We start from the raw sequence: 13,648 nt of genomic DNA, 5'->3' as shown, positions 1-13,648 counted from the left end.
ATGGCCCGACCCCCACTACCCATCGGAACCTGGGGCAACATCCGCACCGAGAAGCTCGGCCCCAACCGGTACTGCGCCCGAACCCGATACCGCGACCACGACGGCAAGACCCGCGACGTCGAGGCCACCGACACCACCGGCCCGGCCGCCATCCGAGCGCTGAAGATCAAGTTACGTGACCGGGTGGCCCCCAACGACGACGAGATCACCCGGGAGACGCACGTCAGCACGCTCGCTGCTCTGTGGTTGGAAGAGATCACCGCAGAGGAACGCGTCTCGCCGCAGAGCATCAGCAGGTACGAGATCAGCGTGCGGGTTTCCATCGTGCCCGCCCTGGGTGACCTACGGATCCGGGAGGCAAGCGCGGGCCGCATCGACAAGTTCCTGCGCAAGATCGCCGAGGATCGCCCCTCGGCCGCCAAGAGCGCGAAGGTGGTCCTCGGCCAGATGTTGGCCCTGGCCGTACGTCGCGGCGCGCTCACCACCAACCCCATCCGCGACACCAGCCGCCTACGCAAGCCACGCAAGACCGTCGTCGCCCTCGAACGGGAACAACTCGACGACGTGCGCTCAGCGATCCGGAGATGGCAACAGCCGACCCCTGGCAAGTCAGGCCCTCGCCCGACCAGCGACCTGGCCGACATCGTTGACCTCATGCTCGCCACCGGCGCCCGAATCGGCGAGATCCTGGCGCTGCGGTGGGAAGACCTCGATCTCGCCGTCGAACACCCCGTCCTGACGATCTGCGGCACCATCATCTACGTCAAAGGCCAGGGCTTCTTCCGCCAGGAGTGGACGAAGACCGACGCGGGCTTCCGGTCAGTGGTCCTGCCCCGCTTCGCGGTCGGGATGCTGATGGCCCGCAAGCTCGACGCCGCCGACAACCCGCACGACGCGATCTTCGCCTCCCGACGCGGCACCTGGCTCTCCCCGCCGAACGTCCGCCGACAGTGGCGTGCAGCCCGCGCCGACACCGGCCTCGAATGGGTCACCCCGCACACCTTCCGCAAGACCGTCGCCACCCTGATCGACAGGGAGGCCAACACCGACAGCGCCGCCGCCCAGCTCGGGCACGGAAGCAACGAGATCACCAAGAAGCACTACATCGTCAAGGCCGCCCTCGCCCCGGACAGCTCCGCCATCCTCGAACAGCTCGGCGGAAAGCCAACGTCAGGCGATCCGGAGAACCCCGGCCCTGGCCCGCAACCGACCGCATAGCCGGGCAGCGGCGGCAGCACCACCCGCCCCGTCGAATGTGATCGCCCCACGGCGTTACTGAGGGGTTTACGGGGGGTGGTTCAAAACTACATAGACAAACATCAAGGCCCTGCCCAGCTACATGCTGGTCAGGGCCTTTTTGTGGTGCGCCGCCAGGGACTCGAACCCCGAACCCGCGGATTAAGAGTCCGCTGCTCTGCCAGTTGAGCTAGCGGCGCTCGTTGGCAACGGAGAGAACACTAGCACGGGCCATGAGCGGGGTTCCAATCCGATACCCGGCTCCACTCTTCGGGCGAGCTTAACGGGCAAAAGGCTTCAGATCCCCCCACCGGAGAGCTTCCGGCATCGAGCTGGTGGCCGACATGGGGCACGATGTCCGCCAGGTACGCGAGAACAGAGGTGGGGATGGGCAGGTTCACGCGGGGCGGGGCGATGGCGGGCGCTCTCGTCCTGGCGGCGTCGCTGGCTCTGGCCGGCTGCGGCGGCGACCAGAAGAAGGAAGCCGAGTTCGTCGGCGGCACCGGGGCTTCGCCCAGCGCCGAGGCGGTGACCCCGGCGCAGTCCGGCGGAGCGTCGCCGTCGGCACCGGTGGCGGACGGCCTGGCGGTCAGTCCGGCCGACGGGGCGAAGGGCAGACCGGTCAGCACCGAGATCAGCGCCGACCTCCCGGGCGGCGGGAAGGTCTCCTCGGTCACCCTGACGACGGGTGACGGCAAGCAGGTCGGCGGGAAGCTGCGGCTGGACGGCAGTTCCTGGGTGCCGTCGTCGGCACTGAAGTACGGCACGAAGTACAAGGCCACGGTGATCGGCACCGGTGCCGACGGCCAGCCCCGGCAGGGGGTGAGCACGTTCACCACGATGGCCAAGCCGAGTTCGATGATCGGCTCCGGCCTCTACCTCTTCGACGACCGGACCTACGGCGTGGCCATGCCGGTGGTGGCCGAGTTCAGTCCGGGCATTCCGCAGAAGGACCGGGCAGCCGTCCAGAAGCGGATGTTCGTCAAGACTGATCCGCCGCAGCCGGGTGCCTGGCACTGGGTGTCCAGCGGCACCCAGGCGTACTACCGGGGGCCGGAGTACTGGCAGCCGGGGACGACGCTGAGCGTCCGGATCGCGCTGGCCGGGATTCCGCTGAGCAACGGCCGGTACGGCAACGTGGACCGGTCGGCGACCGCCAAGATCGGGCGGGCCTTCGAGATGAAGGTGGACAACGCCACCAAGCAGATGGAGGTGTTCCAGGGCGGCCAGTTGATCAAGACGTTGCCGGTCAGCCTGGGCAAGAAGAGCACTCCCTCCTCCAGCGGCACCATGGTGGTGATGGAGAAGAAGGAGAAGACCGTCTTCGACACGATGGACGAGCCGGACCCCGCCAACCAGTACCGCACCGAGATCGATTTCGCCCAACGGCTGACCTGGGGCGGCGAGTACATCCACGCGGCACCGTGGTCCGAGGGGGTGCAGGGTCGGCGCAACGTCTCGCACGGCTGCGTCAACGTGTCGATGGCGATGGGCAGGTGGCTCTTCTCCCAGACGAAGGTGGGCGACCCGATCACGGTCAAGGGCACCCCACGCAAGCTCGAAGCGGGCAACGGGTGGACGGCGTGGAGCCTGACCTGGGCGGAGTTCGTCAAGGGCAGCGCGCTGCCGGTTCCACAGGGCGGCTCGGGTCCGCTGGTCTGACCTCCGCTCCGGGTCGACGCAGGTCGCCGACCCGGAGCGGCACGGGCCGGTGACCCATCGTCATCGCACCCCGCTCGGCGGCGTGTTTCAGTTCACCCTTCGCAACCGACGGGCGTGCCGCCGCGTCTGTGAGGGACGATGGGACATCGGGGACCACGACTGTGAGGGAATCATGCGAGTTGTCCAGGACCACCTGACCGGGCGTACCGGTCGCCGCCGGGTGCTCGCGGCGGGGGTCCTCGCCGCGGCGCTGGCCCTCACCTCCGCCTGCACCGGCTCGGGCGGCGACAAGCCGTCGAGCTGGCAGGGCGGCGGCGAGGAGGCCGCGCCGAAGGCCAGCGCGACGATCACCGAACCGAAGGCCGACGCCACCGACGTCCCGGCCTCCACCGGCATCGTCTTCACCGCCAAGGATGCCAAGGACACCACCGTCGCGCTCACCGACGCCGCCGGCAAGGCCGTCGAGGGCAAGCTCGCCGCGGACGGCGCGAGCTGGCTCCCCGACGGCACCCTGGAGTACGGGGAGAAGTACACCGCCACGGTGACGGCGACCGGTGAGGACGGCAAGCCGGCGACGGCCACCAGTGCCTTCACGGTGATGGCCAAGCCGGACAAGCAGGTGCGGGTCACCAGCTTCCTCGGTGACAACCAGGTGGTCGGGGTGGCCATGCCGCTGATCGTGAAGTTCGGTCGGGCCGTGCCGGAGGACTACCGCGACGACGTGCAGCGCCGGATGACGGTCACCAGCACCCCGGCCCAGGAGGGCGTCTGGCACTGGGTCAGCCCCACCGAGGTCCGCTACCGGCCCAAGGAGTTCTGGCAGTCGGGCACCACGGTGTCGTACCAGGTGCGGGCCGGCGGGCTGCCGATGGGCGGCGGCTGGTACGGCCGGTCCGACCTGACGGTGGACGTCAAGGTCGGCCCGTCGGTGGTGATGCAGGTCGACAACAAAACCAAGCGGATGACCGTCACCAAGGACGGCAAGGTCGTCAAGACGATCCCGGTCAGCCTGGGCAAGAAGAGCACCCCGTCGTCCAGCGGGACGATGGTGGTGATCGAGAAGCTCCGCAAGACGGTCTTCGACACGATGGAGGAGCTGGGCCCGGAGGAGGGCTACCGCACCAAGATCGACTATGCCCAGCGGCTCACCTGGGGTGGCGAGTTCATCCACGCCGCCCCCTGGTCGGAGGGTCAGCAGGGCACCACGAACGTGTCGCACGGCTGCGTCAACGTGTCGATGAAGGACGGTGCCTGGCTGTTCGCCAACACCAAGATCGGTGACCCGATCACGGTCAAGGGCACCGAACGCAAGCTCCAGAACGGCAACGGCTGGACCGACTGGAACATGAGCTGGGACCAGTACGTCAAGGGCAGCGCCCTGCCGTACGACCCGGACGCCGGGCAGCCGGACACCGACGCCTCCCCCGACGGGGCCACCGCCACGCCGAGCGCCGAGCCGACGCCCTGACCGACGCCCTGACCGACCGCAGCCGGCCAGCCGGGTCCTGACCGACCGGCCCACGCCGATCTTCCACGACCGGCCCCCGTCATCAGGCGGGGGCCGGTCCGCGTGCGGGGTGTGCTGCCCGCCGGGCCAGCCCCTGGCCCCCTACAACGACTCAGGCCCCCTCGATTGAGGGGGCCTGAGCTGCGGTGGAGCAGATCCACCAACCGGGTGACTGATGGGAATTGAACCCACGACAACCGGGACCACAACCCGGTGCTCTGCCAACTGAGCTACAGCCACCATGCCGTCCGCGCCGGTTTCCCGGGCGGGTGCGGACTAATAATAGCCACACCCGGACGGGGGCCGTCCAGCGGGTTCCGCCGGCCGGCCGGCACCGGCCTAGAGCTGTGCCGCGATCGCCTTCGCCGTCTCGACGTCCGGGCCGGGCAGCGGCACGAACAGGGTGCGCCGGTAGTACTCCAACTCCCGGATGCTCTCCTGGATGTCGGCCAGGGCCCGGTGCGCCAGCCCCTTGCGCGGCTGGCCGAAGTACACCCGGGGGTACCAGCGCCGGCACAGTTCCTTGATCGACGACACGTCGATCATGCGGTAGTGCAGGTGGGCGTCGAGCCGGGTCATGTCCCGGGCGATGAAGCCCCGGTCGGTGGCGATCGAGTTGCCGCACAGCGGCGCGGTACGCGGGTCCTTCACGTGGCTGGTGACGTACTCCAGGACCAGGTCCTCAGCCTCGGCGAGGGTGACGGTGGAGCGGCGCACCTCCTCGGTGAGACCCGATTTGGCGTGCATGGTGCGGACGACCTCCGGCATCGCCTCCAGGGCCGCCTCGTCGGCGTGGATGACCACGTCCACACCCTCACCCAGCACGTTGAGGTCGGGGTCGGTGACCAGTGCGGCCACCTCGATCAGCTTGTCGCTACCGAGGTCGAGCCCGGTCATCTCACAGTCGATCCAGACGAGAAGGTCAGCCACCGGGACAGACTACGCGCAGCCCAGGTGCCCGCGCCTCGGCACTGTCGCGGGGTGGGACCGCTAGGGTTTCCCCGTGCCCGCCGAATCCGTCGCTTCCCCCGTCAACGCCCCGGAGGACCAGCGGAGCCGTACGGCCCGCCGGGTCGTCACGGTGGTGGCGTTGGCGGCCGTGCTGCCGGCGCTCTACCTGCCGGGCCTGGTGCACGACTTCTTCGACCTGAAGATCTACATGCGGGCGATGGACTGGTGGGCGTCCGGGCATCCGCTCTACGACTACGTGCAGCCCGACCGGGTGCAGGGTGAGCTGTACTTCACGTACCCGCCGTTCAGTGCCCTGCTGTTGCGGCCGTTCGGGGTGCTGCCGCTGGGCCTGACGATCGTCATCTTCACCGCGCTGACCTGCGTCGCCGTCGTGGTCACCACCCGCTGGCTGGTGCTGCCGGTGATCGAGCGGCACGGTCTGCACCGGACGTTCGCGCTCACCGTGGCGGTGCTGCTGGTCTTCGCGGTGGAGAGCACCCGGGAGACGATCACCTTCGGTCAGATCAACATGCTGCTGGTGGTGCTGATCCTGGCCGACCTGCTCTTCGCCGTACCGCAGGCGCGACGGTGGGCCGGGGTGGGCGTCGGGCTGGCCACGGCGCTCAAGCTCTTTCCGGGCATCTTCATCGTCTACCTGCTGGTGACCCGGCGCTGGCGGGCGGCCGTGGTGGCGAGTGTCACGGCGGCGGCAGCGACGCTGCTGGCCGCCGCGGTGGCCCCCCGCGACTCGTGGCGGTTCTGGACCCACGAGTTGTGGGCCACCGACCGGGTCGGGCGCACCGACTACACCGGCAACCAGTCGCTGTTCGGGCTGCTCAGCCGGATCGACGCGCCGCAGGAGCCGAACCGGCTGCTCTGGCTGGTGCTGGTCGTGGCGATCCTCGGGTACGGGCTGTGGCGGGCGGCCCGGGCCGCCGCGGCCGGCGACTGGTTGACCGGGCTCACCCTCACCGGACTGGTCGGCGGACTGGTCAGCCCGATCACCTGGACCCACCACATCTACTGGTTCATTCCGGCGGTGGTGGTGCTGGTGGACGCCGCGCTCGACGCCGACCGGGAGACCGAGGCGGGGGCGCGACGCCGTCGCCGGCTGCTCGCCCTCGCCACCGGCACCGGCCTGGTGATCGTCTACGGGGTGGTCTCGTTCTACGACTGGGGGGTGGCGCCGGCCCGCACGGACACCCCCTGGGAGTTCCTGCTGCGCAACGCGTACGTGCTGCTGGCGCTGCTGCTGCTGGTGCTGCTGCCGATCCGACGGGAGCGGCGGTCGACCGGTCGACCGACCCCATAAAGGGACAGATATTCCACTATCCGACTTTTAGCGGTAATCTGGTGTCAGCCAGTCATGGCTCGCAGCGCACCGATCCCCCGGTGAAGACGGCCCTCCGCGTCGGCAGCGCGGAGGGCCGTCACCGCGTCCACGCCCGTCCGACGCCACCGCGTCCACGCCCGTCCGACGCCACCGCGTCCACGCCCGTCCGACGCCACCGCACGACGCGTCCGGCCCGCCGGACAGGTCCGACGGGCCGGTGCGCGGTGGAACGGGTCAGGACTTCGGCGTCGGCTCCCGCCGGGTCCGGGCGAAGGCCAACCCGCCGAGGGCCAGCCCACCGAGCCCCGCCAGCAGACCGACGACACCCAGCACGACCGCCGTCGAACCCGAGTCGTCGTCATCGTCGTCGTCCTTCGCGGCCGGCGCACCCGCCGCCGGGGCCGCCGAGGGCGACCCGGCCGCCGCGGTCAGGGTCAGCACCGGCGCCGGGTTCTCCGGCTCCTCCGCGCCCGGCGTGGGCTCCTCGATCCAGCGCGACACGTTGCCGTCGGAGTAGGTCTGGAGCGTCTTGAGGACCATCTTGTCCACCTGCGGCAGCGGACCCAACGAGATCGGGAACTCCTGGAACTCGCCAGGCTTGACGCCCCCACCGGCGGCGGCCGTCCAGGTCAGCTTGGACACCGCCTCGGTGAGCTGGCTGCCGTGCACCTCGATCGGCGGGTCCACCTTGCGCTTCTCCACCGCCACCGTCCACCCGGGCACCGGCATCGTGGAGACCGAGCCGACCGGGGCGTTCTCCGGCAGGTTCACCTCGATCTTGACGGTGGAGGCGGTGTCGCTCTCGTTGGGCACCCGGATGGCGAACCGGCCGTAGCCGCCCTGGGTCGCCTCCTTCGGGTTGACCGTGACGTGCGCCGCGGCCGGCCCGGTGAAGCCGAGCACCGTGGCGGTGATGGCGGCGAGGGTGAGCGCGGCGGCGGATGCGGAGCGCCGGATACGGATCATCGGGGACGGGCCCTTCCTTACTTGATCGGCACGGTGGCGGTCACCGTAGCCTGGTCGATGTCGGACGTACGGACCGTGAAACGCAGTTGCCACTGGCCCGCCGACGGGAAGCTGAACTCCCCCGTCGCGTGGTTGTCGGTGAGCTTGAGCAGCGGAATGTCGATCGGTTCCACCCCGGCCGAGGGCAACGCGGCGGTGGCCTTCCACTCCACCACCGGCTGCGGGCGGTTGTCCGGCGTGTAGGCGTACAGGTGCATCGAGTTGTTGCCCCGCTCGGCCGGGTCCAGCTCCACCTGGAGCGAGAAGAGCGGGCTGGTCAGCGTGGTCGAGTAGTAGCCGGCGTCGGCGCCGGATCCACCGTCGACGGCGGTCCGGGCCGGCGGGGTCTGCACCAGGGTCGCCGTGACGCCGAGGATCACCGCGGTGATCGCCAACTCCACCCACACCGCGCGCCGCACCGGCACCGGCCGGGCCGCCGCGGTCCGCCGTCGCACCAACTGTCGGGAGTACGCGGCCACCCCCACCACCAGCGCGAACAGCCCGATCTTGGCGAGCAGCAGCCGGCCGTACGTGGTGCCGGTGAGGGCCGCGACGGTGCCCACCTCGATCAGCCCCTGCACGACGCCGGCCAGCAGCAACGCCGCCACCGCCAGCGCCGCCCAGCGGGACCAGATCGGCAGGATCGCCCCCAGCTCCCGCTCGTCGGCCCGGCGCAGCAGGAACCCGGCCAGCATCACCAGCCCGCCCAACCAGACCGCCATGCTGCCCAGGTGCACCGCGTCGACGAGCACCGACACCGCCGGCGCCGGGGAGGCAGCCGGGTGCCCGGCCAACGGCCAGGTGAACAACCCGGCCACCCCCAGCCCGGTCAGGATGATCCCGTCGGTACGCCCCACCGGCCCCCGGGTCAGCGGCCGGAGCAGGAACACCGCCGCCGCCAGCAGGCCCAGCCGGATCAGGTGTGCGGTGCCGTACCCGCTGCCCAGCACCTCGGACAGGCCCTCCCCGGTGACGTCGAACAACCCCCCACCGGCGGTGTACGGCACCTGCATCCACACCTCGGCCACCGTCGCGACGGCGAGCAGCCCCACCCCGGACCAGAGCAGCCGGGCAGGCCCCCGCCGGGACAGCCGCAGCGGCCAGAGCGCGGCCAGCACCAGCGCCGGACCCACCACCAGCAGCAGACCGCCGTACCCCAGGTATTTCGTCACCTTCACGCCGACCCCGACCACCGGGTCGGCCCGGCTGTCCGAGCCGGCGTCGGTCGGTGGCGTCGACGGCGCCCCCACCGAGTAGGTGAACGCACCGGACACCGGGTGGCTGTCGGCGGAGATCACCCGGTAGCTGACCAGGTAGGTGCCCTGCGGTCCGGCCGGGTCCACCCCGATCGTCACCACCGAGCCCTCGAAGCGGGGTTCGCCCCGATCCGCCCGGGAACCGTCCGGGGCGATGACCCGCACCTTGTCGGGCACCTTGCGGACCGACTCGCTGAACGTCAGCACCACCTCCGACGGGGCGCTCGGCACCACCGCCGAAGCCACCGGGCTGCTGCTGGACAACACGGCGTGGGCGCTCGCCGGCCCGGCCGGGGCGAGCAACAGGGCGACGAGGGTGATCAGCAGGCCGGCGGCGGCACCCGCGCGGGCCAACCAGCGACGATCGACGGCGTTCATCCCGCCATGCTCGCTGACCGGAGGCCGATACGCCCACCCGGCCACCCCACGACGGCACGGCGCGTCCACGGCGGCCGGGGCGCCTGCCGTAGGTGGTGGGACGTCATGAACGGGTAGTCGTTCGGCGGTGGGGAAAAGTTCCCGGCGTGAGCGGGACCATTCAAAGGGTCGAAGGACCCTGCCCCTCCCCGCCACGCCGCGTAGCGTGGCTAGTCGTGATCCCCGCCCACCGCGCCCCCTCCACCACCACCGGTGACGGCCCGCTGACCGGCCACTGGCCACCGGCGACCCGGCGACCACCCACCCCGGGGAACCCACCGACCGGGCGGTACGACCAATGGGCGTGACCGCAGCGCGTACCCCCGCCGGCCGTTGGCCCGTCGTCCGGCCCTGGCTCGGCCTCGCCGCCCGGCTCGGCCTGGCCGCCGTCTGGCTGTTCGCCGGTGGGGCCAAGGTCGGTGACCTGGCCGCCTCCGGACGGGCCGTCAACGCGTACCAGGTGATGCCCTACCAGGTGGCGACGGCGATCGGGGCCGCGCTGCCGTTCGTGGAGCTGGCGCTGGGCCTGCTCCTGCTCGCCGGGCTGGCGACCCGGCTGAGCGCCGGGATCTCCGCCGCGCTGCTGGTGGTCTTCATCGCCGGCATCGCCTCGGCCTGGGCGCGCGGCCTGGCCATCGACTGCGGGTGCTTCGGCAGCGGCGGGCAGCTCGCCGCCGGCCAGGCCCCGAGCTACCTCCCGGAGATCCTCCGGGACCTGGGATTCCTGGCGCTGGCCGGATTCCTGCTGATCTGGCCCCGTAGCCCGTACTCGGTGGACGGCTGGCTCGCGGGCGACCCACCCGTGGAGGAGGACGACGATGAGTAGTCGCAAGGAACGCAACCAGGCCGCGCGGGTCGTCCGCGAGCAGCTCGCCCGCGAGAAGCGCCGCAAGCGGACCCTCTGGACCTCCGCCGGCGCGGTGGTGCTGCTGGTGATCGCCGGCCTGATCGGGTGGAGCGTCTACTCCAGCCAGAAGTCGGACACCTTCACCGCACCGCCCGGGGCGAACGACGCCGGCACCGGCGTCGTGCTCGGCACCGGGCCCGTCACCATCGACCTCTACGAGGACTACCTCTGCCCGGTCTGCAAGGAGTTCCAGCAGACCAGCGGGGAGACCATCAACCAGTTGGTCTCCTCCGGCAAGGCCAAGGTGGTCTTCCACCCGGTCGCCTACCTCAACCGGTTCTCCACCACCGAATACTCCACCCGCTCCTCGGCCGCGTCCGGCTGCGCCGCCAAGGGCGGCAAGTTCAAGGAGTTCACCGACGCGCTCTTCGCCCAGCAGCCGCCGGAGGGCAGCGCCGGGCTGAGCAACGACCAGTTGATCGACATCGGCGCGGGCGTCGGGCTCGACAAGGACGACTTCGGTTCCTGCGTCAAGGACGGCACGTACACGGCGTGGACCGAACACGTCACCGAAGACGCCAGCAAGGACGGAGTCACCGGCACCCCGACCCTCAAGGTGAACGGCACCGCCGTGTCCGACCGCAGCCCGGCCGGCATCACCGCAGCGGTGGAGGCGGCCGGCAAGTGACCCCGGCACCCCTGCGGCGGGCCGTCCTGCTGCTCGCCGCCGTACTGTTCGGCCTGCTCGGCTGCGCCGCACCGGCGTACGCGCACGGGGCGGACGCCCCCGACGGCACCGACTACCGCACCACGGTGACGGGGATCACCCCGGCCCGGTCGGGGCTGACCGCGCGGGCCGTCGAGGCGGGTGCCCGGCTGGAACTGGTCAACCACTCCGACCGGGACGTCGAGGTGATCGGCTACTCCGGGGAGCCGTACCTGCGGGTCGGGCCGGGCGGGGTGTACGAGAACGTCCGCTCCCCCGCCACGTACCTCAACCGCACCCTGGCCGGGGACACCGCGCTGCCCGCCACCGCCGACCCGGCCGCCGCCCCGCAGTGGCGTCGGATCGGCGACGACAGGCGGGTCCGCTGGCACGACCAGCGGGCCCTGTGGCGGGAGACCGGGGTGCCCGCCCCGGTGGCCGCCGACCCGGGCCGGGAGCACCGGGTCCGCGACTGGACGGTGCCGTTGCGCGACGGCGACGAACCGGTCGAGCTGCGCGGCACCCTCGACTGGGTGCCGCCGCCGGACCCGTACCCGTGGTGGGTGGCCGCCACCCTCGGCGTCCTGCTGGTCGGCGCGGCGGGGCTGCTGCCGGCCGGCACCGGCGCGGGGACCCGGGCGCTGCGCGGCGTCGGCGCGGTGCTCGCCCTCGGTGGTGCCGCCGCCGTCGCCCTGGTGCTGGGCCGGGAGCTGGACGCCGGGGCGCAGGGCGTCGGCGGGGTGCTGCTCGGGCTGGCCGCCGGGCAGCTCTGGCCGCTGCTGACCGGGCTGGGTGCGGTGGCCGCCGGGGGGTGGGCGTTGGCCCGCCGGCCCGCCGCCGACTTCGTGCTCGCGCTGGCCGGGGCGTGCCTCACCCTTGTCGTCGGCGTCGCCAACCTGACCGTGCTGTCCCGCGCCGTCGCCCCCGCGCCCTGGTCCGGCGGCGTCGCGCGGGTGCTGCTGACCGGGGTGCTGGTCGCCGGGGTCGGCGCGGTCGCCGCCGGCCTGCTCCGGCTGCACGCCGCCACCCGCGCCGCCGCGCCCCGACCCGCCGCCGACCCGGCCCGGACCTGACCGGCGACCCGGGGTGCCCCGTCGCCGTCCGGCCCGGGACCCGAGCCGCCGCCGGTGGGCCCCGCCGGCCGGCACCGAACCCGCCCCCACCGCAGCGCGGGGGGATCGCCTGTCGGCGCTGGTCAGCCGATCGGTCGGGGGTGGAAGCCGTAGGGCAGTTCCAGGCGGTGGCGGGAGAGCAGCTCCGCGTCGGCGAGCAGGTCGGCGGTGGGGGCGTCGGCGACGATCCGGCCGGCGTCCAGGATGACCGCCCGCTCGCACAGCTCCGCCGCGTAGGGCAGGTCGTGGGTGACCATCAGCAGGGTCACCGGCAGGGCACGCAGGATCCCGGCCAGCTCCCGGCGGGCCGCCGGATCCAGGTTGGACGACGGCTCGTCGAGGACCAGGATCTCCGGGCGCATCGCCAGCACGGTGGCCACCGCCACCCGACGACGCTGCCCGAACGACAGGTGGTGCGGTGCCCGGTCCCGGTGCTCGGCCATCCCCACCGCGGTCAGCGCCTCATCCACCCGCGCGGCCAGCTCGGCCCCGCGCAACCCCAGGTTGGCCGGGCCGAACGCCACGTCCTCGGCCACCGTGGGCAGGAAGAGCTGATCGTCCGGGTCCTGGAAGACGATGCCCACCCGGCGACGGATCTCGGCCAGGGTGTCCCGGTCCCGGGACACCGTCAGCCCACCCACGCTCACCACCCCCTCGGTCGGGGTGAGGATGCCGTTGAGGTGCAGCACCAGCGTGGTCTTGCCGGCGCCGTTCGGGCCGAGCAGGGCCACCCGCCCACCGCGCGGCACGGCCAGGTCCACCCCGGCCAGGGCGACGTGACCGTCCGGGTACGCGTACCGGACGCCACGGACGTCGAGGGAGACAGCGGTCTGCACGTACCCGATCATGTCAGGACGACGGCGGTGGCGGCGATCGTCACCGCCACCAGCGGCACCGTGGCCGCCGCCACCCACTGCCCGGCGGTCGCCGCGCCGGACCCCTGCCAGACCGCCGGCATCCGCCCCGTGTAGCCCCGGGAGAGCATCGCCAGGTAGACCCGCTCACCACGTTCGAAGGCCCGCAGGAACAACGCGCCCACCCCGGCGGCGAAGCCGCGCAACTGCCACAGGAAACGCGGGTCGTCGCCCCGGGAGATCCGGGCCACCCGCATCCGGCGGGCCTCACCGACCAGCACGTCGAGGTAGCGCAGCATGAACGTGGCGATCTGGGTGATGATCTGCGGGCAGCGCAGCCGGTCCAGGCCGACGATCAGGTCCCGGGTGGTGGTCGTGGCGGCCAGCAGCAGCGACGCGAGCACCCCCAGGGTGCCCTTGGCGACGATGTTCCACGCCCCGTGCAGGCCGTCCACCGACAGGCTCAACCCAACGAACTCCGTGCGCGCGCCCGCCCCGAGGAACGGCAGGGCGACCGCGAACAGCACGAACGGCACCTCGATCGTGGCGCGCAGCAGCAGCCAGCGCGGGCCGACCCGGGCCAGTGCGGCGACGACGGCGACCAGCACGGCGTACCCGCCGAAGGCCCAGAACGCCTCGCGCGGGGTGGCCACCACGGCGATGGTGAACAGCACCATCGCGGCGATCTTCACCTCGGGCGCCAGCCGGTGCACCGGGGAGGGGGTGTCCCGGTAGAGCACGTGCGCGTGTCCGGCACCCACG

At 71.9% G+C, this 13,648-nt stretch carries 12 protein-coding genes and 2 tRNA genes; 7 read left to right on the top strand and 7 right to left on the bottom strand.

The window, feature by feature from the left end:
- Complete coding sequence (locus AB0K25_RS12905; protein WP_363820158.1) at positions 1-1,218, top strand: site-specific integrase; 1,218 nt, start codon at positions 1-3, stop codon at positions 1,216-1,218.
- A gap of 142 nt (positions 1,219-1,360) precedes the next feature.
- Here the strand turns inward: AB0K25_RS12905 and AB0K25_RS12900 are convergent.
- A tRNA-Lys gene (locus AB0K25_RS12900) sits at positions 1,361-1,436 on the bottom strand.
- Positions 1,437-1,623: 187 nt separating this feature from the next.
- Between AB0K25_RS12900 and AB0K25_RS12895 the strand changes: the two genes are divergently transcribed.
- Positions 1,624-2,898 carry an Ig-like domain-containing protein gene (locus AB0K25_RS12895; RefSeq protein ID WP_219467756.1) on the top strand — a complete coding sequence of 425 codons (1,275 nt, stop codon included), beginning with the start codon at positions 1,624-1,626 and terminating at the stop codon, positions 2,896-2,898.
- Between the two features lie 172 nt (positions 2,899-3,070).
- Entirely contained in the window at positions 3,071-4,366 is a 1,296-nt protein-coding gene (locus AB0K25_RS12890) for an Ig-like domain-containing protein (RefSeq protein WP_219467753.1), read from the top strand.
- 206 nt (positions 4,367-4,572) lie between these two features.
- Here the strand turns inward: AB0K25_RS12890 and AB0K25_RS12885 are convergent.
- Positions 4,573-4,645, bottom strand: a tRNA-His gene (locus AB0K25_RS12885).
- A gap of 99 nt (positions 4,646-4,744) precedes the next feature.
- Complete coding sequence (gene orn / locus AB0K25_RS12880) at positions 4,745-5,335, bottom strand: oligoribonuclease (protein WP_091251653.1); 591 nt, start codon at positions 5,333-5,335, stop codon at positions 4,745-4,747.
- A gap of 73 nt (positions 5,336-5,408) precedes the next feature.
- Between orn and AB0K25_RS12875 the strand changes: the two genes are divergently transcribed.
- Positions 5,409-6,668, top strand: coding sequence for a glycosyltransferase family 87 protein (locus AB0K25_RS12875; RefSeq protein WP_363820153.1), 1,260 nt, complete (start codon positions 5,409-5,411; stop codon positions 6,666-6,668).
- 255 nt (positions 6,669-6,923) lie between these two features.
- Here AB0K25_RS12875 and AB0K25_RS12870 read toward each other — a convergent pair whose 3' ends face one another.
- Positions 6,924-7,655 carry a YcnI family protein gene (locus tag AB0K25_RS12870; RefSeq protein ID WP_363820150.1) on the bottom strand — a complete coding sequence of 244 codons (732 nt, stop codon included), beginning with the start codon at positions 7,653-7,655 and terminating at the stop codon, positions 6,924-6,926.
- 17 nt (positions 7,656-7,672) lie between these two features.
- Positions 7,673-9,328, bottom strand: coding sequence for a copper resistance protein CopC (locus AB0K25_RS12865; RefSeq protein WP_363820147.1), 1,656 nt, complete (start codon positions 9,326-9,328; stop codon positions 7,673-7,675).
- A gap of 337 nt (positions 9,329-9,665) precedes the next feature.
- Between AB0K25_RS12865 and AB0K25_RS12860 the strand changes: the two genes are divergently transcribed.
- From AB0K25_RS12860 to AB0K25_RS12850, 3 genes are read left to right on the top strand one after another with little or no spacing between them, the layout of a single operon-like run.
- Positions 9,666-10,193: a MauE/DoxX family redox-associated membrane protein gene (locus AB0K25_RS12860; protein ID WP_219467745.1), complete on the top strand. Its 528-nt coding sequence runs from the start codon at positions 9,666-9,668 to the stop codon at positions 10,191-10,193.
- Positions 10,186-10,902, top strand: a complete 717-nt coding sequence (locus AB0K25_RS12855; RefSeq protein ID WP_357534725.1) for a thioredoxin domain-containing protein — start codon at positions 10,186-10,188, stop codon at positions 10,900-10,902. The genes AB0K25_RS12860 and AB0K25_RS12855 overlap by 8 nt, the downstream gene beginning before the upstream one ends.
- Positions 10,899-11,993, top strand: a complete 1,095-nt coding sequence (locus AB0K25_RS12850) for a hypothetical protein (RefSeq protein ID WP_363820143.1) — start codon at positions 10,899-10,901, stop codon at positions 11,991-11,993. The genes AB0K25_RS12855 and AB0K25_RS12850 overlap by 4 nt, the downstream gene beginning before the upstream one ends.
- A 122-nt stretch (positions 11,994-12,115) precedes the next feature.
- Here AB0K25_RS12850 and AB0K25_RS12845 read toward each other — a convergent pair whose 3' ends face one another.
- Entirely contained in the window at positions 12,116-12,880 is a 765-nt protein-coding gene (locus AB0K25_RS12845; protein ID WP_208567416.1) for an ABC transporter ATP-binding protein, read from the bottom strand.
- Positions 12,877-13,647 (bottom strand): cobalt ECF transporter T component CbiQ, encoded by a 771-nt coding sequence (cbiQ, locus tag AB0K25_RS12840; protein WP_219467737.1) that lies wholly within the window; start codon positions 13,645-13,647, stop codon positions 12,877-12,879. The genes AB0K25_RS12845 and cbiQ overlap by 4 nt, the downstream gene beginning before the upstream one ends.
- Position 13,648: the final 1 nt, after the last annotated feature.

It is taken from the genome of Micromonospora sp. NPDC049257 (assembly GCF_040678915.1).
Taxonomy (GTDB): Bacteria; Actinomycetota; Actinomycetes; order Mycobacteriales; family Micromonosporaceae; genus Micromonospora; species Micromonospora antibiotica.
Note: the sequence above shows the minus strand (reverse complement) of the source record. Positions and strands in the feature narration are given on the sequence as shown.